Annotated in this window: 26 protein-coding genes; 11 read left to right on the top strand and 15 right to left on the bottom strand. The window is 69.8% G+C overall.

Annotated elements, in window-relative coordinates; genetic code table 11:
- Positions 1-4 precede the first annotated feature (4 nt).
- Both C6N31_RS12950 and C6N31_RS12955 read right to left on the bottom strand, forming a co-directional pair.
- Positions 5-577 carry a 3'-5' exonuclease gene (locus C6N31_RS12950; protein ID WP_138354377.1) on the bottom strand — a complete coding sequence of 191 codons (573 nt, stop codon included), beginning with the start codon at positions 575-577 and terminating at the stop codon, positions 5-7.
- 51 nt (positions 578-628) lie between these two features.
- Positions 629-1,135: a DinB family protein gene (locus tag C6N31_RS12955; RefSeq protein WP_138354378.1), complete on the bottom strand. Its 507-nt coding sequence runs from the start codon at positions 1,133-1,135 to the stop codon at positions 629-631.
- Between the two features lie 179 nt (positions 1,136-1,314).
- Here C6N31_RS12955 and C6N31_RS12960 point away from each other — a divergent pair, with 179 nt between their 5' ends.
- The 3 genes from C6N31_RS12960 to C6N31_RS12970 all read left to right on the top strand — a co-directional run bounded on the left by C6N31_RS12960 (position 1,315) and on the right by C6N31_RS12970 (position 4,417).
- Positions 1,315-1,815: a MarR family winged helix-turn-helix transcriptional regulator gene (locus C6N31_RS12960; RefSeq protein WP_198357552.1), complete on the top strand. Its 501-nt coding sequence runs from the start codon at positions 1,315-1,317 to the stop codon at positions 1,813-1,815.
- An 80-nt stretch (positions 1,816-1,895) separates the two neighbouring features.
- Positions 1,896-2,972, top strand: coding sequence for a DUF3800 domain-containing protein (locus C6N31_RS12965; RefSeq protein WP_198357553.1), 1,077 nt, complete (start codon positions 1,896-1,898; stop codon positions 2,970-2,972).
- Between the two features lie 269 nt (positions 2,973-3,241).
- A complete protein-coding gene (locus tag C6N31_RS12970; RefSeq protein ID WP_198357554.1) occupies positions 3,242-4,417 on the top strand; it encodes an alanine--tRNA ligase-related protein in 1,176 nt (391 codons plus the stop codon).
- A 15-nt stretch (positions 4,418-4,432) separates the two neighbouring features.
- Here the strand turns inward: C6N31_RS12970 and C6N31_RS12975 are convergent, their stop codons facing one another.
- On the bottom strand, positions 4,433-6,229 hold the full coding sequence (locus tag C6N31_RS12975; RefSeq protein WP_198357555.1) for a glycoside hydrolase family 9 protein: 1,797 nt from the start codon (positions 6,227-6,229) through the stop codon (positions 4,433-4,435).
- A 211-nt stretch (positions 6,230-6,440) separates the two neighbouring features.
- On the opposite strand from C6N31_RS12975, the gene C6N31_RS12980 reads away from it, so the two are divergent.
- From C6N31_RS12980 to C6N31_RS12990, 3 genes are read left to right on the top strand one after another with little or no spacing between them, the layout of a single operon-like run.
- Positions 6,441-6,893, top strand: a complete 453-nt coding sequence (locus C6N31_RS12980) for a DUF2199 domain-containing protein (protein ID WP_438817417.1) — start codon at positions 6,441-6,443, stop codon at positions 6,891-6,893.
- A 58-nt stretch (positions 6,894-6,951) separates the two neighbouring features.
- Positions 6,952-7,527, top strand: a complete 576-nt coding sequence (locus tag C6N31_RS12985; RefSeq protein ID WP_198357557.1) for a GNAT family N-acetyltransferase — start codon at positions 6,952-6,954, stop codon at positions 7,525-7,527.
- Entirely contained in the window at positions 7,517-8,473 is a 957-nt protein-coding gene (locus tag C6N31_RS12990) for a DUF3626 domain-containing protein (protein ID WP_198357558.1), read from the top strand. Before C6N31_RS12985 ends, C6N31_RS12990 begins: the two co-directional genes overlap by 11 nt.
- On the opposite strand, the gene C6N31_RS12995 is transcribed toward C6N31_RS12990, so the two are convergent.
- The 3 genes from C6N31_RS12995 to C6N31_RS13005 all read right to left on the bottom strand — a co-directional run bounded on the left by C6N31_RS12995 (position 8,369) and on the right by C6N31_RS13005 (position 9,952).
- Positions 8,369-8,884: a DinB family protein gene (locus C6N31_RS12995; protein WP_138354384.1), complete on the bottom strand. Its 516-nt coding sequence runs from the start codon at positions 8,882-8,884 to the stop codon at positions 8,369-8,371. The genes C6N31_RS12990 and C6N31_RS12995 overlap by 105 nt on opposite strands.
- Before the next feature lie 92 nt (positions 8,885-8,976).
- Positions 8,977-9,159 (bottom strand): hypothetical protein, encoded by a 183-nt coding sequence (locus C6N31_RS13000; RefSeq protein ID WP_198357559.1) that lies wholly within the window; start codon positions 9,157-9,159, stop codon positions 8,977-8,979.
- Between the two features lie 109 nt (positions 9,160-9,268).
- A complete protein-coding gene (locus tag C6N31_RS13005) occupies positions 9,269-9,952 on the bottom strand; it encodes a TetR/AcrR family transcriptional regulator (protein WP_187145151.1) in 684 nt (227 codons plus the stop codon).
- 313 nt (positions 9,953-10,265) lie between these two features.
- Between C6N31_RS13005 and C6N31_RS13010 the strand changes: the two genes are divergently transcribed.
- Positions 10,266-10,667 carry an ATP-binding protein gene (locus C6N31_RS13010; RefSeq protein WP_138354386.1) on the top strand — a complete coding sequence of 134 codons (402 nt, stop codon included), beginning with the start codon at positions 10,266-10,268 and terminating at the stop codon, positions 10,665-10,667.
- Positions 10,668-10,694: 27 nt separating this feature from the next.
- Here the strand turns inward: C6N31_RS13010 and C6N31_RS13015 are convergent, their stop codons facing one another.
- From C6N31_RS13015 to C6N31_RS13035, 5 genes are all read right to left on the bottom strand, one after another.
- Entirely contained in the window at positions 10,695-11,369 is a 675-nt protein-coding gene (locus C6N31_RS13015; RefSeq protein ID WP_198357560.1) for an NUDIX domain-containing protein, read from the bottom strand.
- A complete protein-coding gene (locus C6N31_RS13020) occupies positions 11,366-11,743 on the bottom strand; it encodes a DUF4406 domain-containing protein (RefSeq protein WP_232485108.1) in 378 nt (125 codons plus the stop codon). Before C6N31_RS13020 ends, C6N31_RS13015 begins: the two co-directional genes overlap by 4 nt.
- A 126-nt stretch (positions 11,744-11,869) precedes the next feature.
- Positions 11,870-12,655: a DeoR/GlpR family DNA-binding transcription regulator gene (locus C6N31_RS13025; RefSeq protein ID WP_138354388.1), complete on the bottom strand. Its 786-nt coding sequence runs from the start codon at positions 12,653-12,655 to the stop codon at positions 11,870-11,872.
- A 141-nt stretch (positions 12,656-12,796) separates the two neighbouring features.
- Positions 12,797-16,123, bottom strand: a complete 3,327-nt coding sequence (locus tag C6N31_RS13030; RefSeq protein WP_198357561.1) for a GH92 family glycosyl hydrolase — start codon at positions 16,121-16,123, stop codon at positions 12,797-12,799.
- 401 nt (positions 16,124-16,524) lie between these two features.
- Positions 16,525-16,920 carry a DUF805 domain-containing protein gene (locus tag C6N31_RS13035; RefSeq protein ID WP_232485109.1) on the bottom strand — a complete coding sequence of 132 codons (396 nt, stop codon included), beginning with the start codon at positions 16,918-16,920 and terminating at the stop codon, positions 16,525-16,527.
- A 194-nt stretch (positions 16,921-17,114) separates the two neighbouring features.
- Here C6N31_RS13035 and C6N31_RS13040 point away from each other — a divergent pair, with 194 nt between their 5' ends.
- Together C6N31_RS13040 and trxA are read left to right on the top strand one after the other, a co-directional pair.
- The gene (locus C6N31_RS13040; RefSeq protein WP_138354390.1) at positions 17,115-17,546 is read left to right on the top strand and encodes a MerR family transcriptional regulator; all 432 of its coding nucleotides are present in this window, start codon (positions 17,115-17,117) and stop codon (positions 17,544-17,546) included.
- 1 nt (position 17,547) lies between these two features.
- Entirely contained in the window at positions 17,548-17,883 is a 336-nt protein-coding gene (trxA, locus tag C6N31_RS13045) for a thioredoxin (RefSeq protein WP_138354391.1), read from the top strand.
- An 83-nt stretch (positions 17,884-17,966) separates the two neighbouring features.
- On the opposite strand, the gene C6N31_RS13050 is transcribed toward trxA, so the two are convergent.
- Together C6N31_RS13050 and C6N31_RS13055 are read right to left on the bottom strand one after the other, a co-directional pair.
- Positions 17,967-18,554, bottom strand: coding sequence for a hypothetical protein (locus tag C6N31_RS13050; protein WP_164293856.1), 588 nt, complete (start codon positions 18,552-18,554; stop codon positions 17,967-17,969).
- Positions 18,555-18,758: 204 nt separating this feature from the next.
- Complete coding sequence (locus C6N31_RS13055) at positions 18,759-19,355, bottom strand: helix-turn-helix domain-containing protein (RefSeq protein ID WP_198357562.1); 597 nt, start codon at positions 19,353-19,355, stop codon at positions 18,759-18,761.
- An 82-nt stretch (positions 19,356-19,437) separates the two neighbouring features.
- Here C6N31_RS13055 and C6N31_RS13060 point away from each other — a divergent pair, with 82 nt between their 5' ends.
- Both C6N31_RS13060 and C6N31_RS13065 read left to right on the top strand, forming a co-directional pair.
- Positions 19,438-20,505: an NAD(P)/FAD-dependent oxidoreductase gene (locus C6N31_RS13060; RefSeq protein WP_198357563.1), complete on the top strand. Its 1,068-nt coding sequence runs from the start codon at positions 19,438-19,440 to the stop codon at positions 20,503-20,505.
- An 83-nt stretch (positions 20,506-20,588) separates the two neighbouring features.
- A complete protein-coding gene (locus tag C6N31_RS13065; RefSeq protein WP_198357564.1) occupies positions 20,589-21,230 on the top strand; it encodes a class I SAM-dependent methyltransferase in 642 nt (213 codons plus the stop codon).
- A 264-nt stretch (positions 21,231-21,494) separates the two neighbouring features.
- Here C6N31_RS13065 and C6N31_RS13070 read toward each other — a convergent pair whose 3' ends face one another.
- Both C6N31_RS13070 and C6N31_RS13075 read right to left on the bottom strand, forming a co-directional pair.
- A complete protein-coding gene (locus C6N31_RS13070) occupies positions 21,495-22,061 on the bottom strand; it encodes a hypothetical protein (protein ID WP_138354396.1) in 567 nt (188 codons plus the stop codon).
- A 4-nt stretch (positions 22,062-22,065) separates the two neighbouring features.
- Positions 22,066-22,641, bottom strand: a complete 576-nt coding sequence (locus tag C6N31_RS13075) for a TetR/AcrR family transcriptional regulator (RefSeq protein WP_138354397.1) — start codon at positions 22,639-22,641, stop codon at positions 22,066-22,068.
- Positions 22,642-22,662 lie beyond the last annotated feature (21 nt).

Consider the following 22,662-nt stretch of genomic DNA (forward strand, 5'->3'; position numbering starts at 1 on the left):
GCTGTCAGGGGGCCGATGCGCCGGGCCAGGCACCGTTGGCGGCCAGGCCGAGGATCAGCGCGGCGATGTTCCAGGCGTCGTCCTCACCTCGGTGGTGGCGCCCCTCCAGCGGCAGCCCGGCGATCCGCAGCGCCTGCGCCATGCCGGGGCGCTTGCGCAGTCCGTGCGCCTCGGTGAAGACCAGCTTCGCGTTGGTGTGCCGGCTTCCGAAGGGGTACTCCGTGCCGGTCGCCAGGCACTGCCGGGTGAACTGGTGCCGGTCGTAGTCGCCCCAGCTGGCCCACGGCCGGCTCCCGGCCCGGTGTTCGGCGGCCAGCAGCCGGCAGGCCTCGGAGAAGCCGACGCCGGTGTCCACCTCGGCCTGGGTCAGACCCGTCAGTTCGGTGCAGAAGGCGCTGACGGCGGACCGTGCGGGCCGCACCAGGATGCGGTGCCGCGCGACCCGTTCGCCCGTGTCGAGGTCGACGACGGTCAGCCCGATCTCGATGATCTCGCTCACCGCCCCGGGAGGCGGTTCGCCGGCCCAGCAGGTCGCCTCGACATCGATGACGTTCAACAGTCCTGTGGCGCTGTCCATGCTGCCGAGGGTAGGAGACGCCCACCCGCAGGTCACGTCGGTTTACTCGCCTTACTCGCCGGTGGTGCCGTCGATGCACTCCCGGAGCAGATCGGCCTGACCGTTGTGCCGCGCGTACTCCTCGATCATGTGGGTCAGGATGTAGCGCAGCGAGTACACCTCGTCGCCGTAGTGCCCGGTGTCGTCCAGCGACGCGGCCGCGTCCACGATCGCGCGGGACCGCGCGCACTCCTCGTGCCAGGCCCGGAACGCCTCGTCGGGATCGGCCGAGTCGACGTCCCATTCGCTGAACCGGCCGGGCTCCGGACGCGGCCAGTAGGGCTGGACGTTCTCGTCGTTCAGTATTTTCCGGAACCAGCCCCGCTCGACCTCGACCAGGTGCCGGACCAGTCCGAGCAGCGACAGCTCCGAGGGCGGAACGGCCCTCTCCCGTAGCTGCTCGGTGGTCAGTCCGGTGCACTTCATCTCCAGCGTCTCGCGCTGGTACTGCAGGAAGGCCGTGAGGCTGGCGCGCTCGTCCGCGATCCACGGCGGCTGGGTTCTCTCGTGATCTTGCATCGGGTCATCATGCCAACCGGGGTGGCCGCTCGCCGGGATCAACCGGCCGGTTCCCGAGGCCGGGGCGCGATGCTGTGGGCGTCCATCTCGGGCCTCCTGGTTGGTTACACTGTCAAAGAATCTGCACGACTGAAGTATCTGCATGTGTGCAGATATTATTGAAGGGGAGGCTGCCCGGGATGTCAACCGTTCGCCGGGAGGACGCTCATCGCATCTACCGCCGCTACGTGGACGCGGTGGTGCTCAACGGGCAGGCGAGTGCCGAGGCCGCCGGGCTGCACACCACCGACCTGCGCGCCCTGAGCGTTCTCGACCTGGCCGGCAGCCTCACCTCCGGCGAACTCGCCGAGCGCACCGGACTGACCACGGGCGCGACCACCCGGCTGATCGACCGCCTGGAGCGCCGGGGCCTGGTGCGCCGGGCGGTGCACCCGGCCGACCGGCGCAAGGTCATCATCGAGCCGGTGGCCGGAGCCACCGGGGGCGTGGACGTCGAAGCGGTGGCCGGTCCCGCCCGCCGCCGGGTCGGCGCGGTGCTCGCCCGGTACACCCCGGAGCAACTCGACATCCTCTTCGACTACTTCGAGCACGCGGCCACGGCCTACCACGAGGCCACCGAGGAGCTGCGCAGTGACGCCGCCCGCCCGGCCGGCGTCACTCCGGAGGGTGCTCAGGAATGACGGCAGCCGGATAATTCGTGGTGGATCCCGCGCTGATCACCGATGATGGCTGGCATGTCCATCCGTGGGAGGACCAGGCAGTGACAGGCGATCGGGAGGAATCTCTCGAGGCGGCGCCGACCGGCCGGCTCGTCGAGATCGCCTGCGACGAGTCGGGTTCCGACGGCGAGAATCTCCTGGGCGGCAACACGGATGTGTTCGCCCATGCCAGCGTGCGGTTGGACGTCGCGCTCGCGGCGGACAGCATTCAGGAGATACGGAACAGAATTCACTCGCCCGCGCAGGAGTACAAGGCGAATCACCTGCTCCGCGAGAAACACCGGCCGGTTCTCACCTGGCTGCTCGGACCATCGGGACCGATCCACGGCCATGCGCACGTCCATCTGACCGACAAGGCGTTCTTCGTCGTCGGAAGGGTGGTGGACCTGCTCGTCGGGAAAGCGACGCACGCGGCCAGTGCGGGTCTGAGCCAGGACGAGGAAGCCCATTCCCTTGCCGTCGCCCTGTATCGCGAGGGTCCCCGGTCCTTCGGGCCGGAATTGTGGCGCGAGTTCCTGGAGTCGTCCAACCATCTGATGCGCACCAAGAACCTCTGGGGCACACGGACCCCGGTCGACTCGTTCTTCCGCACCATCGACAACCTTCGCAGGACCGCCGCGGGCGGGTCGGTCGACGACATCCTGGAACGGCTGGCGGCGGCCCGATCGCCCGCGGATTCCTTTCGGGCCCGGCTCCTCGACGACCCGACGGTGATTCCCGCGCTGGACCCGCTGATCCCCTCGATCGTCCGGACCGTTGCGCACTGGAGCGACGGCAACAAGCCTGTCTCCATCGTTCACGACCGGAACAACACGCTGACGGACGAGCGGATCGCGCAGCTCAAGGAGATCTTCAGCAGGCCGCACCCTGCTGATCCCGGGTACGGTCCGCGCGGCCGGCTGACGAGCGTGACGCTCGTCAGCTCCCGCTCGGACGCCCGCATCCAACTCGCCGATTTCCTCGCCGGCGTGGCGCGGAAGATCGCGTCGGACGAACTCAACCAACGGGGAGATGCGGAGCTCACCGCACTGCTGCGACCGTATGTCGATGAGTCGTCATTCTGGGGAGACGGCAGAAGCTGGTCCCTGCTGAGTCCCGTGCCGAGTGCCCGGCGATAGTGCCGCCCCAGCACCCCGGTCCTGCCGGTCCCGCCGCCGGAAATGCCGGCCACCTCGGCGGGCACCCCTGTTACCGTTGGCGTATGGAGATCACCAGGCACATCACCACCGCGACCGCGCGAGCTACCAGCTCGTCGGTTGCCGCCGCCTGACCTCACTCCTCATCCCTGGCGACCGGAAACGGCCGCCGGTGCGCTGTACGACTCCTGTTTCGCAGTCCGTGCCCACGGTTCCTTTTCCGGTCCCCACGACCCGAAGGAACCGCCGCCATGAACACCGACCGGACCGTCAGCACCTTCATCGACTTCTTCCGCGACCGCGGACACCAGCGCATCACCGGTGACTCGCTTCTCCGGCCACCCGGAGACCCGGTGCTGTTCACCACCTCCGGCATGCACCCGCTCACCCCGTACCTGCTCGGCCGCCCGCATCCGCTCGGTCAGCGGCTGGTCGGCCTGCAACGCTGTCTGCGCACGACCGACCTGGACGAGGTCGGCGACCGTACCCACCTGACCGTCTTCGAGATGCTGGGTTCATGGTCGCTCGGGGACTACGGAGGCCCGCAGAGCCTGCGCTGGGGCTACGAACTGCTGCGCGACGGCTTCGGCATCCAGCCCGGCCGGCTGCATGTCACCGTCTTCGGCGGCGACGGCCAGGTCGGCCCCGACACCGAGTCCCTGCGGACCTGGAACGAGCTGGGCGTGCCGGTGGAGCTGACACGCGAGGACAACTGGTGGTCCAACGGCCCCACCGGGCCGTGCGGACCCGACTCGGAGATCTTCGTATGGACCGGCGACACCCCACCGCAGGGCACCCCGACCAGCGATCAGCGATGGGTCGAGGTGTGGAACCACGTGAAGATGCGGTACCACCGCCACGACGACGGAAGCCTCCAACCCCTGCTCCGGCCAAGCATCGACACCGGGCTGGGTCTGGAGCGGCTCCTGACCGTGCTGCAGGACAAGCCATCGGTCTACGAGTGCGACATCTTCGACCCCTGGACGAGCACGATCTCCGGCCTGTGGGACCTGGACGAGTTCTCGCTCCGTGTCGTCTGTGACCACCTGCGGTCCAGCATCGTGGTCATCGGCGACGGCGTCCTCCCGTCGAACACCGGCCGCGGCTACGTCCTGCGCCGGCTGACGCGCCGGGTGCTGACCACCTTGTGGCGGGACGGCCCCTCGCGGACGTTGTCCGACCTCCCCACGGAGCTCTTCGAGCACACTCTCGACCACTTCCGGCAGACGGGCGAGGTCGGATCCGTGCGCGATGTGCTGCTCGACGAGGAGCGCCGCTTCTCGAAGCTGCTGGAGCGGGGCCGGCTGGTGCTGTCCCGGCAGGGGTTCGACGGGCCGCTGCGCGAGGAGGACTACAGCTATCTGCACGAGACCCACGGGCTGCCGCGTGAACTGGTCGTCGGACTCCTCACCTCCGAGGGGCGGTGACCAGAGGGCTCACCATCAGAAGACCGGCCGTCGCGGCCGTCGGCGGGCGGACCCGACGGCGAGCAGGAACCACCCCGTGTGCGGGATCCACTGCTCGGCCCAGCGCCAGGCGTCCCCCGGCGGGGCGTCGGATGGAAGGAAGGCGATGTCCACCTCGTCGGACCACCCCGAGGTGATGCCGTTGACGATTCCGCCGGGGATGTTGGGGAAGTCCGACGCGTAGTCGACGTTGTTACGGCCGCGGCCCTGGATCATCGACGCGTCGAACGGGTTGCGGCCGGTGATCCACGCCAACTGGTCGTCGGCGAACGCGCCGAGCCGGGCGCGGTCGTCCTCGGCGACGCCGTCGAGGGCGGCACACGCGGAGGCGGCCGCGGCCAGTGAGGCGATGGTGGCGTTCTCGCCCTGCCACCAGTAGCCCGTCTCATTGGCATGGGGGAAGAAGAACGCGTCCTCGGCCGATTCGCCGGCGGGCTGCACCCGCTGGCGCGGATAGCCGAACGGGTTGGGGACCGCGTGGGTGCGGCGCAGCGTGTCGAGCATGGCTTCCAGAGCCAGTGCCCGGGCCGGACCGGCCTCGGGGGAGCCGGGCAGAACGGTGGCGAACCGGGTCAGCGCGAGCACGGGCAGTCCGGCCTCGGCGGCGTGGAAGAACGGGCGTCCGGCGGCGTCCCCGGTGAACCATCCGGGGCCGTCGGGGGGTCGTACGTACCGGGTGAGGAGTGAGCGCACCCGTCGGCTGGCCGCTTCCCGGGCTCCGGTCTCCGGGGCTCCGTTCTCCCCGTCCGCGCCCGCCGCCACGAGTTCGGTCGCGGCCAGCAACGCCGTGTAGTCGTCGACGATCGACTCCGTGCCGTCGTCGAGATACTCCAGGTTGTGGGCTTCGAGATGGACGAAGCCCTGGACCGCGGCGGAGAGGTACTCGGGGCCGGTGAAGTCACCGTGGTCGTCGAGGGTCGCGGCGCGCGCCAGGGCCGCGATGGCCAGGCCGCCGCCCTGCCGGTAGGCGGCCTGGTAGCGGTCGGTGCGTACGCACTCCGCCAGCGGCGCGGTCACGACGCGCTCGTCGAGCTTCTTGGTCAGCGCGTCGAAGATGCCGGTGTAGAAGTACCCCTCCGGCGCCCGGAAGCGGACGAGGAAGTCCGCGCCCCACAGCGCCTCGTCGCGCAGCCGTGCGCCGAGGGAACGGACCAGCGCCGAATGGCGCTCGGCGATCGCGTCACGGGCGGCCATCATGGCCCACGCGCACAACGGCATCTGCTGCGGGCTCATCGTGCGGGTGTACGTGAGGTGGTTGAGGAACTTGCTGGTGTCGCCGCTCGCGTCCAGCCAGCCGCCGCGCGCGTCGACCTCCCGGCGGGTGTCGTCGCCCCACAGCACGGCGTGCCGGTCCTTCCGGTCGATCTCGCCGCTGGATCGCATCGCCTTGAAGTACGCCAGCACGTCGGACATCGTTTCGCGCTGCAGCCGGTCCTCCGCGACCTCGAAACGATCCGAGACGGTCCGGCGGCCGTCGCCGTCGACGACACGGACCGCGTAGCGGCCCGGCTCCAGGTCCTGCGGCAGCTCCACCCGCGCGAACGGGCCGCGCCGCCAACCGGGCACCGCCTGGACGGGACCGGCCGTGAGGCGGCGGACGACGAGCGCGTCGGCGGTGAGCAGTTCGACCCGCTGTGGAGGGCGGCCGTCGGGCAGGACCGCCACGACGGCCTTCGACGCACCGAGCCCGTAACCGAGATGGCCGAGCAGAACGGCCGGCCGTACGGTGCTCGCCCCGTCGTTCACGTCGTTCACATCGTCAAGGTCGTCCATCGAGCGCATCCGCGAGCACCGCCCCTTCCACCGCACCGAAGCTCTACGGCGAACCTACGCCCCTCCACCGGCGACGGTGCTGAGCGGCTGCCCGGCCGTACCGGCACCCTGCGCGGATCCGGGACACCGTGGAGCGGATATTGTCTCCGCCATGTCAGTCGATCTCGGATTCCTCTGCTCCACTTGCGGCGAGCACCACGAAGAGCTCCCGATGAGCTACTCCACCATGGCCCCGGACATCTGGGAGCCGGCCTTCGCCAACGACCCCGACAGCATCGTGTCGTTGGACCAGTGCGTGATCAGGAACCAGGCCTTCTTCGTGCGGGGTCTGATCGAGATACCCGTGATCGGACGCACGGACGTCTTCGCCTGGGGCGTGTGGATCTCCCTCAGCCGTGAGAGCTTCGCGCGGGCGAGCGAGCTGTGGGAGACCCCGGGCCGGGAGACCGAACGGCCGTACTTCGGTTGGCTGTCGACGGAACTGAGCCTGTATCCGGAGAGCACGACCGACCTCAAGACGAACGCCCACACGCGCCCCGTCGGCCGGCGCCCGCGGGTGGAACTCGAGCCCACGGACCACCCGCTGGCGGTGGAACAGCGCACCGGCATCACCATGGACCGGGTGCGGCAGATCGCCGAGGCGGTCCTGCATCCACAGCGCTGACAGGCTCGGTACCCGGCTCGCCACCTGGCTCGTGGGCACCCCATGAGATCCTCCTCGCATGCTTCTCGACACGCCCCGGCTCCGCCTGCGCCACTTCCGGCCCGCCGACGCGCGGGCGCTCTCGGCGTACCGCTCGGACCCGGAGGTGGCCCGCTATCAGGGCTGGTCCGCCCCGGTGTCCGTCGAGTCGGCAGCCGCGCTCATCGCGAAGTTCAGCGACGATCCGACCCGGCCCGGCTGGTTCCAGTACGCCATCGAGCTCAAGGAGGACGGCTGTCTGATCGGCGATGTCGGGGTGAACCTGAACGAGAACCTCATGCAGGCCGACCTCGGCTTCACCCTCGCCCGCGACCGGCAGGGCCACGGATACGCGACCGAAGCCGTGAGCGCCGTGCTGCAGGACCGGTTCGCCGGCGGTCTGCGCCGGATGTCGGCGGAGTGCGATGCCCGCAACGTGAGTTCGGCCCAGCTGCTGGAACGGCTGGGGTTCCAACTGGAGGGGCGGCGCCCCGCGTTCACCTGGATCAAGGGCGAGTGGACGGACGATCTCCTCTACGGACTGCTCGCCGACAGGCCGTTCAATCCGGATGCGCCGGCGGACGGCTTTCGCGCAGAATTCACGGATGAGCGCTGATACACCCAGGTCGCCGCAGGCGAGAGCCCTGCGGCACGTCGCTGCCCGGTCCACGGGCGGACCGCTCGACGCCGGGCTGCGCGTGACGATGAACCTCCACCCCGACCGGTGGACAGGCGGACTGCCGATTCTGCGGCGACTGGCGCAGGACGGCGTCTACTCCTCGCAGTTCGTGACCGGCACCAGCAACGGCGGCCTGACCGCCCACCCAGGCGGGGACCGGTGGCGCTGGGAGAGCCCGATCTTCGGCGGCGCCTACGACGATGCCGCCGCGCACGAGCGCCCGGTCTATGGCGCGCTCAACTTCCGTCACGAGCACATCGGTGCGGCACCGCGATTCGGCTCCTCGCACTTCCGGCTGACCGCCGAGGCCGTCGCCCGGGCCACGTTCTGCTATCCGGACAGCTCCACCGAGCCGTCCGACTTCGGCGTCGCCACCAGCTGCGCACTCGTCGAACTGGCCGCGGCCGGGAAGCTGGACGCCCTGGACGGCCATGTCGAGGCGCAGATCCACGGGCCGGTCCTGCTCGACCGCGATGTGGAGGCGTTGGTCCTCGATCCCAGCTATCGCGGCACGGAGGTGGAGGCCGAGGCCGCGCGGCTGCCGTGTCCCGTCGAATGGCACGGCGGCTTCCGGCTCACCGTCGAGAACCTGCGGCGCCACCCGGACTTCCGCGGCCAGGAGTACGTCGATCTGGGCGCCGCCATCGCGGTCGACGGCCGGCTCGATCCCCGGATCATCGGAGACGCGACCCGCACCGGCCGCTACGACGCCCAGGCGCTCAAGAAGGTCTGGCACTGCCTGGCGCGCTTCGGTGCGCCGCTCCGGCCGTCACACCGGTCAGTAGTAGCCCTTCTCGCCGTCGACGAGCTCCCGGACGGTGTCCATGTGGCCGGCGTGCCGGGCGGTCTCCTCGATCATGTGGAGGAGCATCCAGCGCAGTGACGCGGCGGCGGCGCCGAAGTCCGGGTGCTTGCCCACCGTGTCCAGCGAAAGGGACGCGATGATCTCGTTGGACACCTCGCAACTGCGCTCGTATTCCGCCAGGAGCTGCGCGAGGGGGATGTCGTCGACCATCATGTCGGCATCCTCGGGCCCGTCGTCGAACTGCGGACCCTCGGCCTTCCTGCCGAGCAGCAGGACCTCGAACCAGCAGTGCTCGACCCACCGCATGTGGGAGACGATGCCCGCGATCGTCATGTGGGGAGAGGTCGGGAGGACCGACCGGTGGGCGTCCTCCTCGGACACGCCTTCGCATTTCCAGCGGATGATCGCGCGCTGCATGTCGAGCCAGCCCACCAGTTGGGTGCGTTCGTCGGCGTCGTAGGGAGGGCGGATGCGGGGAGAAGGAGTCATGGGCGCCGACGGTATCGCAGCCCCCGGCGCGGGCGCACGGGAGTTTCCCGGGCGTACCGGTGCTCTCCGCCGGACGGATCCGGCCGGCCGCGTCAGACCAGCTCCGCCGGCCGTCGCCGCTGGTCCACCCCGGCCTGCTGCGCAACCGCGGCTACACCGGCGGGATCCTGGTCGCCGTGGCGTTCTTCGCCTCGTTCACCGGGCAGATGCTGGTCCTTGTCGGTCTTCCTGCGGGGACCGCTGGGGCTGTCCCCGCAGAACGCGGCTCTGTCCATCGCACCCCTCGCCCTCGGCATCGCCATCACGGCCGGCCCGGCCCGAGGTCTGGGCCCCGGGCGCCCGCCGGTGCGGCCCGCACTCACCGGCGGGCCGCACCGAGGGCGGTCACTCGGTGTCGACGGCCGCGGCCAGGGAGATGTCGATGTGCCGCAGCGCGGCCACTGTGAACGACGTCGCGAACTCGCCGGCCAGCCGCGGACTGAGCGAGCCGGTGCCGAGAGCGCACCGCGCGCCCTCCACGGCGAGACCGACGATGAAGGAAGCGCACAAGGTCGCGCTGGCCCCCCACGGCGGCTGCCCGTGCGATGCCGCGAACTCCCTGATCAGGTGGGCGATCCGGTCGGTGGCGGCGGTCATCAGCCGGTGCCGGGCGGCCGGGACGGTGCCAGAGGCCTCCGAGCCGAACAGGAGGCGGAACTCATGGGGATGCGCGGCGGCATAGTCGAAGAATGCGAGGGTTCCGGCGCGCACCTGGTGTTCCAGCGAAAGGCGCTCCGCCGCGACCTGGGCATCGAAGAGCTGCCGGGCAAGAGTCTCCGCGGCCCGTTCGCTGCAGCGCTTGTAGAGGTCTTCCTTGCTTCCGAAATGCGCGTACAGCGTCGGTTTGGTGGAATGGGCGCGCGCGGCGATGGCCTCCATGGTGGCGGCCAGATAGCCTGCCTCCGCGAAGATGACGCATGCGGCGTCCAGCATGTGCGCTTCTCTGGAATGGGAGGCCGCGCGTATGCGTGGCCGTCCGGTTACGGAGAGGTCTTCAGGTGATGGCGTGGCGCTCCCCGCATCGATCATGAATGGCACTTTACTCCACGGTAAAGTCGACATAGGCTTTACTTCGCGGTAATGCTGCCCTGTGCGGTGAAACCGTCAAGATCTTTTGAGTACGTATAGGTATCCCGTACTCGGCACGACCCACTCCCCCTTGGGAAGTGGCCCCATCCCATGTCCCGGCCGCCCACGCGAGGGCGTCCCGGGCCCAGTGGAGGCCCTTATGCGCCGACCTCGCCCTTCCACGGGCGCCCCCGCCGAAGCAGATCTGCTGGGGCAGCTGGGTAGTGGGCGGCATTATGAAGGCCCAGCCCTGCACCAGGACCGGTCCCTGCCGATGGTGCCGCGGCAGGATCTCCTGACGGGTGGCCCCTGGCCGTTGCCCCGTACGCCGACGGCGTGTCGCCAGGCCCGGTCGGCGCTCCGCCAGGTGCTGCGGCAATGGGGGATGGAGCATTTCACCGATACCGCGGAACTCCTCGTCAGCGAACTGGTCACCAATGCGGTGCGTTACGCGCCGGGCCCCATCCATCTGACCGCCCGGGGCGGCCATGCGCTGCGCTGCCACATCGATGACGGCAGCAGGCTGCTTCCCCGGCTGCACAACGCCCGTCCCGACGACGAATTCGGCCGGGGCCTCGCCCTGGTCGACCAACTCGCCAGCGACTGGGGTGTGGACCTCACCGACTGCGGCAAATCCGTCTGGTTCGAGCTCAAGGGCGCGAAGCCCCTGAAATGAGCGACAGCCGGACGGGCGGGTCCGGAATTAAGTTTCCTGCCGATGGCCCGGGGCGAATGGGCCGTCCAGCGCGGCCCATTGAAGCAGCATGATGGTTTTGGCGTCGGCGATGTCGCCGGACCGGATCAGGTCGAGGGCCCGGGTGAAGGGGAGTTCGACGACTTCGATGTCCTCGCCTTCCTCCGCCAGTCCGCCGCCACCCGTGTCGCGTGTCGCGGAACTGTACGGCGCCGCGTAGAAATGCAGGCGTTCGGTGACCGATCCAGGGCTCATGTAGACGTCGAAGACATGCTCCACCGCACCGATGGTGTGCCCTGTCTCCTCCGCGGCCTCGCGCCGTATCGCCGTCTCGGGGCCGTCCTCGTCGAGCAGGCCGGCGGCGGTCTCCAGGAGCATGCCGTCCGGGTGGCCGTTCGCGTAGGCGGGGTAACGGAACTGGCGGGTGAGCAGCACGGTGCCGCGGTCGCGGTCGTGGAGCAGCACGGTGGCGCCGTTGCCACGGTCGTACGTCTCACGCTGTTCGGTGCTCCAGTGGCCGTCCGAGTGCCGGTAGTCGAACGTGGTGGTGCGCAGGACGTACCAGTGGCAGGACAACAGCGTGACGTCCCGGACGACGACCCGGGGATTGCCGGTCAGGTCGAGGCCGTCCCGGTCCAGCCGGGTCCGGCCACGTCGGTCGGGTGTGTCGATGCCGGCCGTCATCGGGCGGCGGGGATCTCGTCGAGGTGGTGGAAGACCTGCTTGCCCAGCGCTTCGGCCTGGCTGGTCATCAGATCCGCCCCCGCGGAAGGTCCGCCGATGCGCCAGACCGCGTCGCACCTCGCCAACAGGCGCTCCGCGACGGGATGGAAGATCTCGTCGAACGCCGGGTCGCCGATGCCGGCGGAACCCGCGGTCTCGATCAGCGGCAGGGCCAGCGCCTCACCGGTGACGGGCAGGTGCCCGGCCCGGAACAACGTCAGGGCGGCCTGGTTCATGGCGTGGACGTTGGCGGCGAGCTTCACCGGGTCGTCTCCCGTGCCGGACCGGTAGGGGCCGGCGACCAGGATCATCAAGGGGTGGAACGGGGCGGGCATCAGGCGCCTTTCGTCGGTACGTGTGGTGCGGCAGAGGCGGTGCGTCGGCCGTTGTGCGGTGGGCGCGAGCGGCGGACCCGGTCTGATCGGACCTGGGCGGATCGGACCTGGGCGGATCGGGACCGGTCAGATCAGGTGGGTGCGGACGCCGGCATCGCGCAGTGCGGCGAGCGTGGCGGGTCCGCCGGGGTGCGTGTCCGGGTCGTCGCCGGCCGCGTCGGTGACGAAGGTGTCCACGGCGTTCAGCGGGGCGACCCGGCTGAACGCCTGCACCCCGAGCTTGGTGGCGTCGGCCACCGCGACGGTGCGGCTGGCGCGGGCCAGCGCGGTCTGCTTGACCGCGCAGTCGTCCAGGGAGAACTCCGACCAGCCGTGATCGGCGTGCACGCCGCCGATCGACATGACGAAGCAGTCGAAGGCCAGTCCGTCCACGGCCCGCAACGCCAGCGGTCCGATCAGGGACCGCTCGCCCGGACGTGACTCCCCGCCCAGCACGAGCAGCCGGATACCGGGCTGGTCCGCCAGCCGTACGGCCGCCTGCAGACTGAGGACCGCGACCGTCAACGGTGCCCGCGCGATCAGATGCCCGGCGACGTGCACGGTGGTGGTGCCCGCGTCGAGCAGTACGGTCTGCCCCGGTTCCACCAGTTCGGCCACGGCCGCACCCAGCCGGTCCTTGGTGGCGGCCTGCCAGGGCTCACGCGCCGCGAAGCCGGAACCCTGCTCGGGGAGACCGGCCGCGACCGCGCCGCCGTGCACCCTGCGCACCATCCCCTGGCGTTCCAGCTCGTCCAGATCCCGGCGCACGGTCATCTCCGACACGCCCAGCCGCCGGGCCAGCTCGGCGACCCCCATCCGCTCGGCCCCCTGGACCAGGCGCAGCGTGACGTCGAGGCGGTTCGCAGTACTCATGCCCCCAGTTCTAACATGAGTGTGTTCGTTTTGGTAGATCAATGTGAGATATGCTTGGGCCTGGCCAGGGGGAAACGTGCCGGGGCGGACGGCGGGAGTGCTCGCCGTCCGCCCCGGTTCAGGCCGTTCGCTCCGGTCCGGTCAGCCGGTGAAGCCGATCCCGAACAGGTGCAGCGTGCCGTCGGCCGTCACCGGCAGAGTGACGCCGGCGATCTGCTTGCCCGCGGTCAGCGGGAGCTTGCTGCTGAACAGGTACGTTCCGACCGTGTCCTTGGATCCGTCGCCGACGTTCCGGTACGGGGTCCTGACGACCGTGGTCGTCCCCGGGAGCGGCGTGCTCCCCCCGGCGTTCAGCGTCCAGTCGGACATGGCCAGCGTGACCTTCTCCGTGGAGCCGTCGGTGTAGGTGACGGTCACCGCGCCGCTGGTGCCCTTCGAGGGGGCGTTGATCGCGGCTCCCAGGAAGCCGATCGCGGTGGCCTTCGCCGGGGCGGCGACCGGGATGGTCTGGCCCGCGGCCGCGATGTTGTCCGGCTTGCCGCTGCCGCCCGGCCAGGGGTAGGCGATGCCGTCGGCCGTCACGGTGCCGCCCGTCTTCACTCCGGCCGCGTCCAGCGCGTTCTGCGAGTAGGCCCAGCCCTGCTCGTCGAAGCCGCCGCCGAAGGTCTTGCCGTCGGGGTACACGCCGGTCCCGGTCGCGTACGGCCACAGCGCACCCGGTGCGGCCACCGCCACGTGCAGCGCGGTCGACGGAAGGGTGCCGCCGTCGCTGCCGGTGAGACTGATCGGGATCGAGTAGGCGCCCTCGGTACTTCCCGCGGTCACCTGGAGTTGCTGCTCGGCCGGGGAGTGCGCCGGGACGGTGAGGGTGCCGCTGGAGGTCGCCATCGTGACACCGCTCGGCGGCGTGGCGGTCCACGCGACGGTCACCGGGCTGTCGGAGATGTTGGCCAGGTTCAGCGTCCCGGTCCCGCTCGCGCCCGGTGCCAGGACGAGCCCGGCGCCGGACGGCCCGGTCGCGGCGATGACGTCGCGCTGTCCTGTGCTGTCGGAGGGCGGTGCGTCGGCGGCCGCCGAGCCCCAGGACGTGTTCGGGGTGGCCGCGAGGGTGTAGTCGAGGGTCGCGCCGCCGGACAGCTTGCTGAAGCTGGTCCACGGCTTGTTCCACGCCGCGCCGTTGACCTTCAGCCCCTGTACGTACGGGCTGCCGGTGGCCGCGGCGGGAGCGTTGATCGTCACGGTGCGACCGTTGCCCAGGGTCACCTTCGCGGTCGGGAAGACGGGGCTGCCGAGCACCAGGGTGTCGGTGCCGGGGGTCTCCGGGTACATGCCCAGCTCGGACCAGACGTACCAGGACGACATGGCGCCCAGGTCGTCGTTGCCGAAGGAACCGACGGGGGCGTTGAAGTACAGCTGCTGCTGCACGTCCCGCACCGCCTTCTGCGTCTTCCAGGGCCGGCCCAGGTAGGCGTACTCCCAGGGGATCTCCACACTGGGCTCGTTGCTCAGATCCGCGTGGGTGCTGTCCGGCTCGGTGAGAGCGGACAGCAGGCCGTCCAGATAGCTGCTGTAGGCGGCGGCCCCGCCGCGCGACTGGATGAGCGCCTGGAGGTTGAACGGGACCATCGGGGTGTACTGCGCCGAGGTTCCCTCGACGAACCCGTTGGACGTGCCGGGGGTGAAGCCGGCGGCGAACTCGCCGCTGGCCAGCTTCGCCTGCAGGTAGCCGGTCTGCGGGTTGAAGACGTTCTGCCAGTCCTGCGCCCGGCCGGCGAAGGTGGAGTAGAGGTCCTTCTTCCCGAGGGACTTGGCGAAGGCGGCGATGGCGTAGTCCGCGCTGTCGTACTCCAACTGCGTCGAGACCGGCCCGTAGAAGTTGCAGCAGCCCCATGTGCTGTTGTCGATCGGCAGATAGCCCTTGGCGTCGCGGACGGCCTGGCCCGGACGGTCGCCGTTGGGGTGCGTGGCCTGCCACGTCATCGCGGTCAGCGCGTCCCCGGTGTCGAAGCCGCGGGCGCCGAACGCGTAGGCGCCGGCGATGATGCCGTCGGCGGGGTCGCCGACCATCACATAGCTCTCACCGTTGTTCTGCGCCCACTTGGGCAGGATCCCGATCTGGTGGTAGCCGTTGAGCATCGACGTGACCACGTCGGAGGTCACGGCCGGAGCGACCATCGCCATCAGCTGGGTCTGCGACCGGTAGGTGTCCCAGCCCGAGTAGTTGGCGTACTGGACGTGACCTCTGGCGGTCGTATGGATCTGCCGGTCCATCCCCATGTACTGCCCGTTGCTGTCCGAGAACACGTTGGGGTGCAGCAGGGAGTGGTAGAGCGCGGTGTAGAACTGGGTCTGCTGGTCGGTGCTGCCGCCGCCGATCCTGATCCGTCCGAGGGTCTGGTTCCACGCGTTGTGCGTGGCCTGCCGGACCGTGTTGAAGTTCCAGCCGTGGATCTCACTCGCGACGTTGCCCGCGGCGTTGGCGTCCGAGGTGTACGAGATGCCGACCTTCGCGGTGACGGTCGCGGACTTCGACGTGTCGAATCCGAGATAGACGCCGTTGGCGCCGACCACCGGCGGGTTGGAGGGGGCCTTCACCTTCGACGCGCCGGCCCCGCCGTGGGTCGTCGGCCGCTGCTTCGACGGGAGGGTGAAGTGCGCCCCGGGCGTGGCCGCCCGGGTGGTGGCGGCGGGCAGCTGCTGCTGGGGAGCGCCCAGCTTCAGCGCCTTGGCGTTCGGGTCGACCGTGCTGCCGACCCAGGTGCCGCTGCTGCTGAACGGCCGGTCGAAGCTGATCGTGAAATGCAGGGTGTATGTGTTGTTCGCGCCGCAGAAGTGGCCGCTGTCGATCGCGCCGGTCACTTCATGGTCGTTGACGATCTGCGCCCGGGTGCCGTCGATCTTGGTGGCGCCGCCGCTCAGCTTGAGCAGGAGATGGGCGTCGGAGCCGCTGGGAAAGGTGAAGCGGCCCATGCCGGCGCGGGCGGTGGCCGTCAGTTCGGTGTTCACGCCGGAGCCGTCGGTGAGTGCGTAGTAGCCGGCCTGCGCGGTCTCCTTGGCGTGGTCGAAGCCGACCGAGGTCGCGGCCAGGTCGCCGGTCAACGCACCGGTGAACGGAAGAATGGGCAGATCGCCGGCGGCCGGACATCCGGGCCCGGACAGGTGCGTCAGGCTGTAGCCGGAGATCTTCTTGTCGTTGTACTCATAGCCGCCGCCGTCGGGCCGGTGCGGGGTCGTGTCCGGACTCCACTGGACCATCCCGAACGGCGCGTCTGCGCCCGGGAAGGTGTCGACCGCTCCGGAGGTTCCGATGATCGGGTTCACCAGCGAGGCGGGATCGTCGACGAGTCCGGCCGCGTGCGCCGCCGGGGCGCCGAGCGCCTGAACCGGCAGCGCCACCAGAACGGCCGCGGAGAACGCGGCCACAGCGGTACGGAGGACGGGCGCGCCAGTGCGCCCATATCGTGTCATCACGTGGCTCCAGGAGACGATTGGGGATCTTCTAGGTGACATACGTGCGCACTTACCGAAGGCAGAGTTGTGAACTGTCCAGAACTGTTGGTCCACCGACTGACAACGTTGTCAGACCGGATCAACAAATAGTGAAGCCGCCCCCTGAGGGAAAGTCAACAAGGCCTGCCACCAACCGAGTCGGGCCACCGGTGGGTCGCCGATAGGGGGTGCGCGTGCACGCATTCGGTGCAGAACGTACAGAAGCGCGGCAGTCAAGAGGGCATGTCAGGGCGGTGGTTGGCCGCAACTGTGGGCGCCGGTGCCTGGTATTCGGAGCAATGAAGAGAGCGGCGAATTCAACGCCGCCGGGTAATGCAATCGCCGTTGCACGGGAGTCATTTCCCCGTTCTGGGGTGCCTTTATCGCGCGGGTTCGAACCGTTCGTAGCCCGGCGCCGGGACGGGCTTGGGGGACGGGCCGTAGGCGTTCGTGTAGGGCTTGCTGTCGCTCACCAGGTAGATGAGCAAGAAGATCCAGCCGACGAGCGGAATGACGCCCGCAAGGAGATACCAGGCCGACCGGTCGGTGTCGTGCAGTCGGCGCCAGATCACGGAAATGCACGGCAGAAGGGCGGCGATGCCGTACGCCGTGGAGAGGTACGGGCCGGCGCCGAGCGACGACTCGGCGACCTGCAATGCGAAGCTGATGATCATGGTGACCAGGTAGAACTGCCAGAACTCCTTGCGGCGTGCGCGCCCGCGGAAATTCAGATGGTTCCGGAGTGCTTCCAGGTACCAGTTGATGGGGTCCTCCAAGGACAGCGATGGAGCCTGTCCGTGCGGGCCAAGCCAAAGAAATCAATTTATGGGGCGGAAGTCCGCAGGTCAAGCAGTTGCCCGCCGGGCCGGAGAGGTGCGGGGGAGCGCTGTGCCGGGTCCGTTCTGGCCGGCTGAAGTGGTCGTGCCGACGGTCTGGCGTTGACGTCAGGGTCAAGGTCTACCGTCGGCGTATGCGGATCGGTGAGTTGGCGGAACGGGCGGGTGTGACCACCCGCGCCCTGCGGTATTACGAGTCGCTCGGGCTGCTGCCCGCGCGGCGCGCCGGGAACGGATACCGGTCCTACGGCGAGGACGATCTGCGCCTTCTGGCGCAGATCCGCACGCTGCAGGATTTCGGCTTCGGGCTGGAAGAGACCCGCCCCTTCGTCGAATGCCTGCGTGCCGGACATCCGGAGGGGGACTCATGTCCCGCTTCGCTGGACGTCTACCGGCGCAAGCTCGCCGAGCTCGACGACGTCATCGCGCGGCTGCGCGAGGTGCGCGAGCAGGTCGGGGCGCAATTGGCGCGCGCGGAGGTGGAGGCCACCGCGCAGGCGCCGGAGAGCTCACCGCCGCGGTGCGAATGGGCCGGATACCCGGACAACGAGGGGAAGAGGAGCTGAGATGGCGCAGGCGACAGGATTGGCCACGGTGACGGATGCGACGTTCGCCGAGGAGGTGCTGGCGGCCGAGGGACCGGTGCTCGTGGAGTTCACCGCGGACTGGTGCGGACCGTGCCGGATGATCGCCCCGGTGCTGGAGGCGGTGGCCGAGGAGCAGGCGGGCCGGCTCAAGGTGGTGCTGCTCGACGTGGATACGAATCCGGAGACGCAGGCGGCGTACGGCGTGCTGTCGATGCCGACGCTCATGGTCTTCAACGGCGGGCAGCCGGTGAAGTCGATGGTCGGAGCCCGCCCGAAGCGGCGGCTCCTCCAGGAGCTCGACGACATCCTCAACTGACCGTCCCGGCCGCCGGGCGCTCCCCGCCCGTACGCCGGCAGCCCCCGACCGTGCAGCACGGCCGGGGGCTGCCGGTGTGCCGGTCATCCGTTGGTGTTCACCCAGCCGTCGCCCCCGAAGTCCTGGCTGATCTGACACATGGCGATGTTGTAGCTACCCGACGCCTCGGCCTTCGAGATCACCTTGCCGTTGACGAGGATCGAGCACTTCACGTGGCCCCCACCCTGCAACTGCGCGGTGATCGAGTAGTACATGGGCGTCCCCAGCGGCTTCGTCACCTTCAACGGCACCTTCCCCGAGAAGCTCGACCCGGCCGGTCCGTAGGTGACCTCGGCCGTGCTGCCCTCCACCAGGTACGTCACGGTCTCCGCGGCGGCCTTCGTCTCGGCAGCCGGAGCTTTCGACGGCGGCTTTGTCGCCTGCCCGGTCGTCGCGGCCTTCTGCGAACCGGGTGCTGCGGCCGGTGCGGACGCGGTCGGAGTGCCGGCCTTGTCGTTGCTGTCCTTCTTGCCCCCGCCGGCCACTGCGGCGATCACGCCGATCACGACGCAGAACGCGGCGACCGCGATGAAGGCGGTCAGGCAGCCGTTCCTCTTGCGCCTGGCCGGTGGTGCCTGCGGCGCCTGCGGTTGTTGAGGTTGGCCCCAGCCCTGTGGTTGCTGATACGACACGATGCCCCCAAGGTCTCAAAAAGTTGAGGATTGAAGCATCTCGCCCCACATGTCACCCAGTACTCATAGTTGCCAGTCCGTGACACAAAAAACCAGGAGAGGTACGGAGAAAGGCGGATATTCGGTCATCAACCGCCTCCTGGAATGTTATTTCCAGAGTTCGGGTAGCCCGGAAAGCCGGTTCTGCCTGCCCGCCGGCCCCACTCACCCGTCCGTAGCGGTGGGGCGGGCTCGTACGTGCATGCGTTCGCCCTGTGCTCCGAACAGGCTGAGGAACTCGACCGGGTACGTTCCGGCGTTGGCGAAGCCGTGCGGGGTGCGGGTGTCGAATTCGGCGGCCTCGCCGGCGGTGAGGACGAGGTCGTGATCGCCCAGGGCGAGTCGCAGCTTGCCGGACAGGACGTAGAGCCATTCGTAGCCCTCGTGCGTCCCCTGCTCGGGGCGGACGTCGGCACCGGTCCCCACCGGGAGGATCTGTTTGTAGGCGTGCAGCCCGCCGAGGTGGCGGGTCAGGGGCACGAAGGTCTGGCCGTGCCGGGTGAAGGGGCGGGGGCGGATGCGGGGGTCGCCGGTGTCCGGCGCGCCGACGAGTTCGTCCAGCGCCACACCGTGGGCCTTGGCCAGCGGCAGCAGGAGCTCCAGGGTCGGCTTGCGCTTCCCGGACTCCAGGCGCGAGAGGGTGCTGAGCGAGATGCCGGTCATCTCGCTCAGCTGCGCCAGCGTGGTGCCGCGGTCGTGCCGCAGCGCCCGCAGCCGGGGTCCCACCGCGGTCAGTACACCGGGAATGTCGTCGTCTGCCATATATCCATTTGCCATCCCGGCAAGAAACTTTGTCAAGCGGGTGCCGATGGGATGACGATCGCGGTGAACGGAGGCGAGCGACATGACGACACACGCACAGCAGACGACGACCACCGCTGCCCTGGACGAGGAACAGCGCTACGACGTCGTGATCATCGGAGGCGGCGCCGCGGGACTGAGCGGAGCACTGACCCTGGCCCGCGCACGGCGGTCGGTCCTGGTGATCGACGCCGGACAGCCCCGGAACGCCCCGGCGGACGGCGTCCACGGGTATCTGGCGCGCGAGGGCACACCACCCGGGGAACTCCTGGCGGCCGGCCGCCAGGAGGTGATCGGTTACGGCGGCGAGATCGTGTCGGGCACCGCGGCGACCGCCGAGCGCCGCCCGGGCGGGGACTTCCGCGTCGCCCTCGCCGACGGGACCGCGGTCCTGGCGCAGCGGCTCCTGGTCACCACGGGCCTGGTCGACGAGCTGCCCGCGGTCCCCGGTGTGGCCGAACGGTGGGGGCGTGAGGTGCTGCACTGCCCGTACTGCCACGGATGGGAGGTACGCGACCAGCGGATCGGCATCCTGGGGACCGGTCCCCTCGCCGTCCACCAGGCACTGATGTGGCGGCAGTGGAGCAGCCACGTCACTCTCTTCCTGCACACCGCGCCGGAACCGGGTGACGAGGAGTACGAGAAGCTCGCCGCCCGCGACATCACGGTCGTCACCGGCGAGGTGTCCGGTCTGATGACGGGCGGCGACGACCGGCTCTCCGGCGTGCGGATGGCCGACGGCCGGAAGGTCGCGTGCCAGGCGCTCGCGATCACCCCGCGACTCACCGCCCGCTCGGCGATCCTTGCCGGCCTCGGCCTCGAGATCACCGAGCAGGAGATGGGCGGCCAGGTGCTCGGCAGCTACATCGCCGCCGATCCTCTGGGCGCCACCGCGGTGCCCGGCGTGTGGGTGGCCGGCAACGTCACCGGCCTGTTCGAGCAGGTCATCGGATCCGCTGCCGCAGGAGTGCGAGCGGGCTCGGCGATCAACGCCGACCTGACGGCCGAGGACACCGACCGGGCCGTCGCCGCCCGTCGCGCCCCCTTCTCCCCGCAGGTGGAGCGCGAGGTGTGCGAACGCGTTCTCGGCGACCGCCGGCACGGCTTGTGATCCGGCCCCACCGGATCCGAACTCATTCGGCCCAGCTACGCACCATCCCCAACGACACCGCAGATCTGACGAAGGATGCCCCGATGACCGATCACCTCGACCACGCCTCCGCCGAAGAGTTCTGGGACGCCCGCTACGGTTCCAGCGACCGGATCTGGAGCGGCAACCCCAATGCCGCCCTGGTCCGCGAAACGGCCGGACTGACCCCGGGAAGCGCCCTGGACCTCGGATGCGGGGAGGGAGCCGACGCGCTGTGGCTGGCGCAGCAGAACTGGAAGGTCACCGCCGTCGACATCTCCCGGAAGGCACTGGAGCGAGGGGCCGAGCATGCGGCGGCCGCGGGTGTGGCCGACCGGATCGACTGGCAGCGGTGCGATCTGGCGGTGTCGTTCCCCATCGGCGCCTTCGACCTGGTCTCCGCCCACTTCCTGCACTCGCCCGTCACGATGCCGAGGGAGCAGATCCTGCGCAGCGCCGCGGCGGCCGTCGCCCCGGGCGGTGTGCTGCTGGTCGTCGGGCACGCCGGATCCCCTTCCTGGGTGGCCGACAAGGGTCACGCCCCGCACTTCCCCACATCTGAAGAGGTCTTCGCGGACCTCGATCTCCCGGCCGGGCAGTGGGAGGTGCTCCTCGCGGACGTCCACGAGAGCGGGATGACCGGTCCCGACGGGCAGCCCGCAACCCGCACGGACAACACCCTGAAGCTCCGGCGCTTGGCGCAGTGATCCCCTGCCCGTAGGACTCGCCTCGCCCCCGTCGGTAGGTGCCGACGGGCCGGGTCACCTGGACAGCGGGAAGCGGCGGCAGCAGGACGGTCAGCGCGATCAGCACCGCGATGCTCAGGACACCCATCACCCCTGTTCGGTGGTGTTCGTTCGAAAGGCCATGGGTCCATGGAACAGTCGCAGTCCGCTGCGATCCGGCGGGTTTTCGACCTCACCCTGAGCGTTCGCGAACGAGCCGTCACGTCAGCGATGCCGATGAGCCGTTCAGCCGGAGGCTCCGTCGGCATCGGCGGCCTCGGCGGCGGTACGCTCGGCCCGGCGCGCGACGGCGCGCAGCACCTCGAGCCTGATGAACGCGGCACCGCCCAGCCGGATGAAGAGCCAGTAGGGGCGGAAGATCCGTCGCGAGCGGGCGTCGGTGGCCCGCACCCTGGTCTCGAAGGAGACGACGGTGGCGTCACCGTCGGGCACCACCCGCAGACTCATGGCCGCCTTCGCCCACCCCGGCTCCGCGAATCGGGCGAAGGCATCGGCGTCGCCCGGCTCGATCGGTGCGGACGGGGGCCGAAGCCGCCAGAACTTGGCGACCATGCCCTTGACCAGCTCCGCTCCCTCCACGGTGCTGAGGGTCGGCGTCGGGAACGTGTCGAGAAACGGGCCTTTGAGCCGGTTCCGGCCGGTCGTCCGCAGCAGCATCAGCCGGCGCGAGACGGGGAGTTCCTCGGCGGTGACGTCGAGCAGGGCCCGCCATACGGTGGCCGGGTCCGCCGCGATGTGCCGGGTGAAACAGGAGCGGAAGTCGTGGACCGGAAGCAGGCGGTCGAGTTCCATCGGGTCACTCCGGAGTGTCGAGCCCGGCGGCCACCGCGTCGGCCAGCCGCCGGGGCAGGTCCGACGGCGGTGTGCCGCCGAGCATGAACAGATGGACGAAGACGGTGCCGAGCAGTTGCGCGTGCGCCAGTACCGGATCGGACCCGCTGCGGATCTCACCCCGCTGGGTGGCCCGTTCGAGGATCCGGGCCAGTACGTTCTGCTGACGGTCGATGAACGTGGCGGCGAACCGGGTCGCCAACTCCGGGTCGGCGGCGATGTCGGCGATCAGCCCCGGCAGCGCCTTCCGCGCGTGCGGCGCGGACAGCAGGACGATGATCTGCTCGACGAGAGCGGTCAGATCGGCCCGCAGACCGCCGAGGTCGGCGGGCGGGGCGATCTCCGTCCCGTGCACCACGGCCACGAACACCATCTCGGCCTTGGACCGCCACCGCCGGTAGATCCCCGCCTTGCCGACCCCCGCCCGGGCCGCGACGCGGTCGATGCTCAACTGCTGGTACCCGACCTCGTCCAGGATCCCCCGTACGGCGTCACTGACCGCCGCGTCGACCTTGCCGTCCCGCGGGCGTCCTCGGTTCATGGCCTCAGCATAAACGAAACG

This window comes from Streptomyces fildesensis (genome assembly GCF_016107395.1).
Taxonomy (GTDB): Bacteria; Actinomycetota; Actinomycetes; order Streptomycetales; family Streptomycetaceae; genus Actinacidiphila; species Actinacidiphila fildesensis.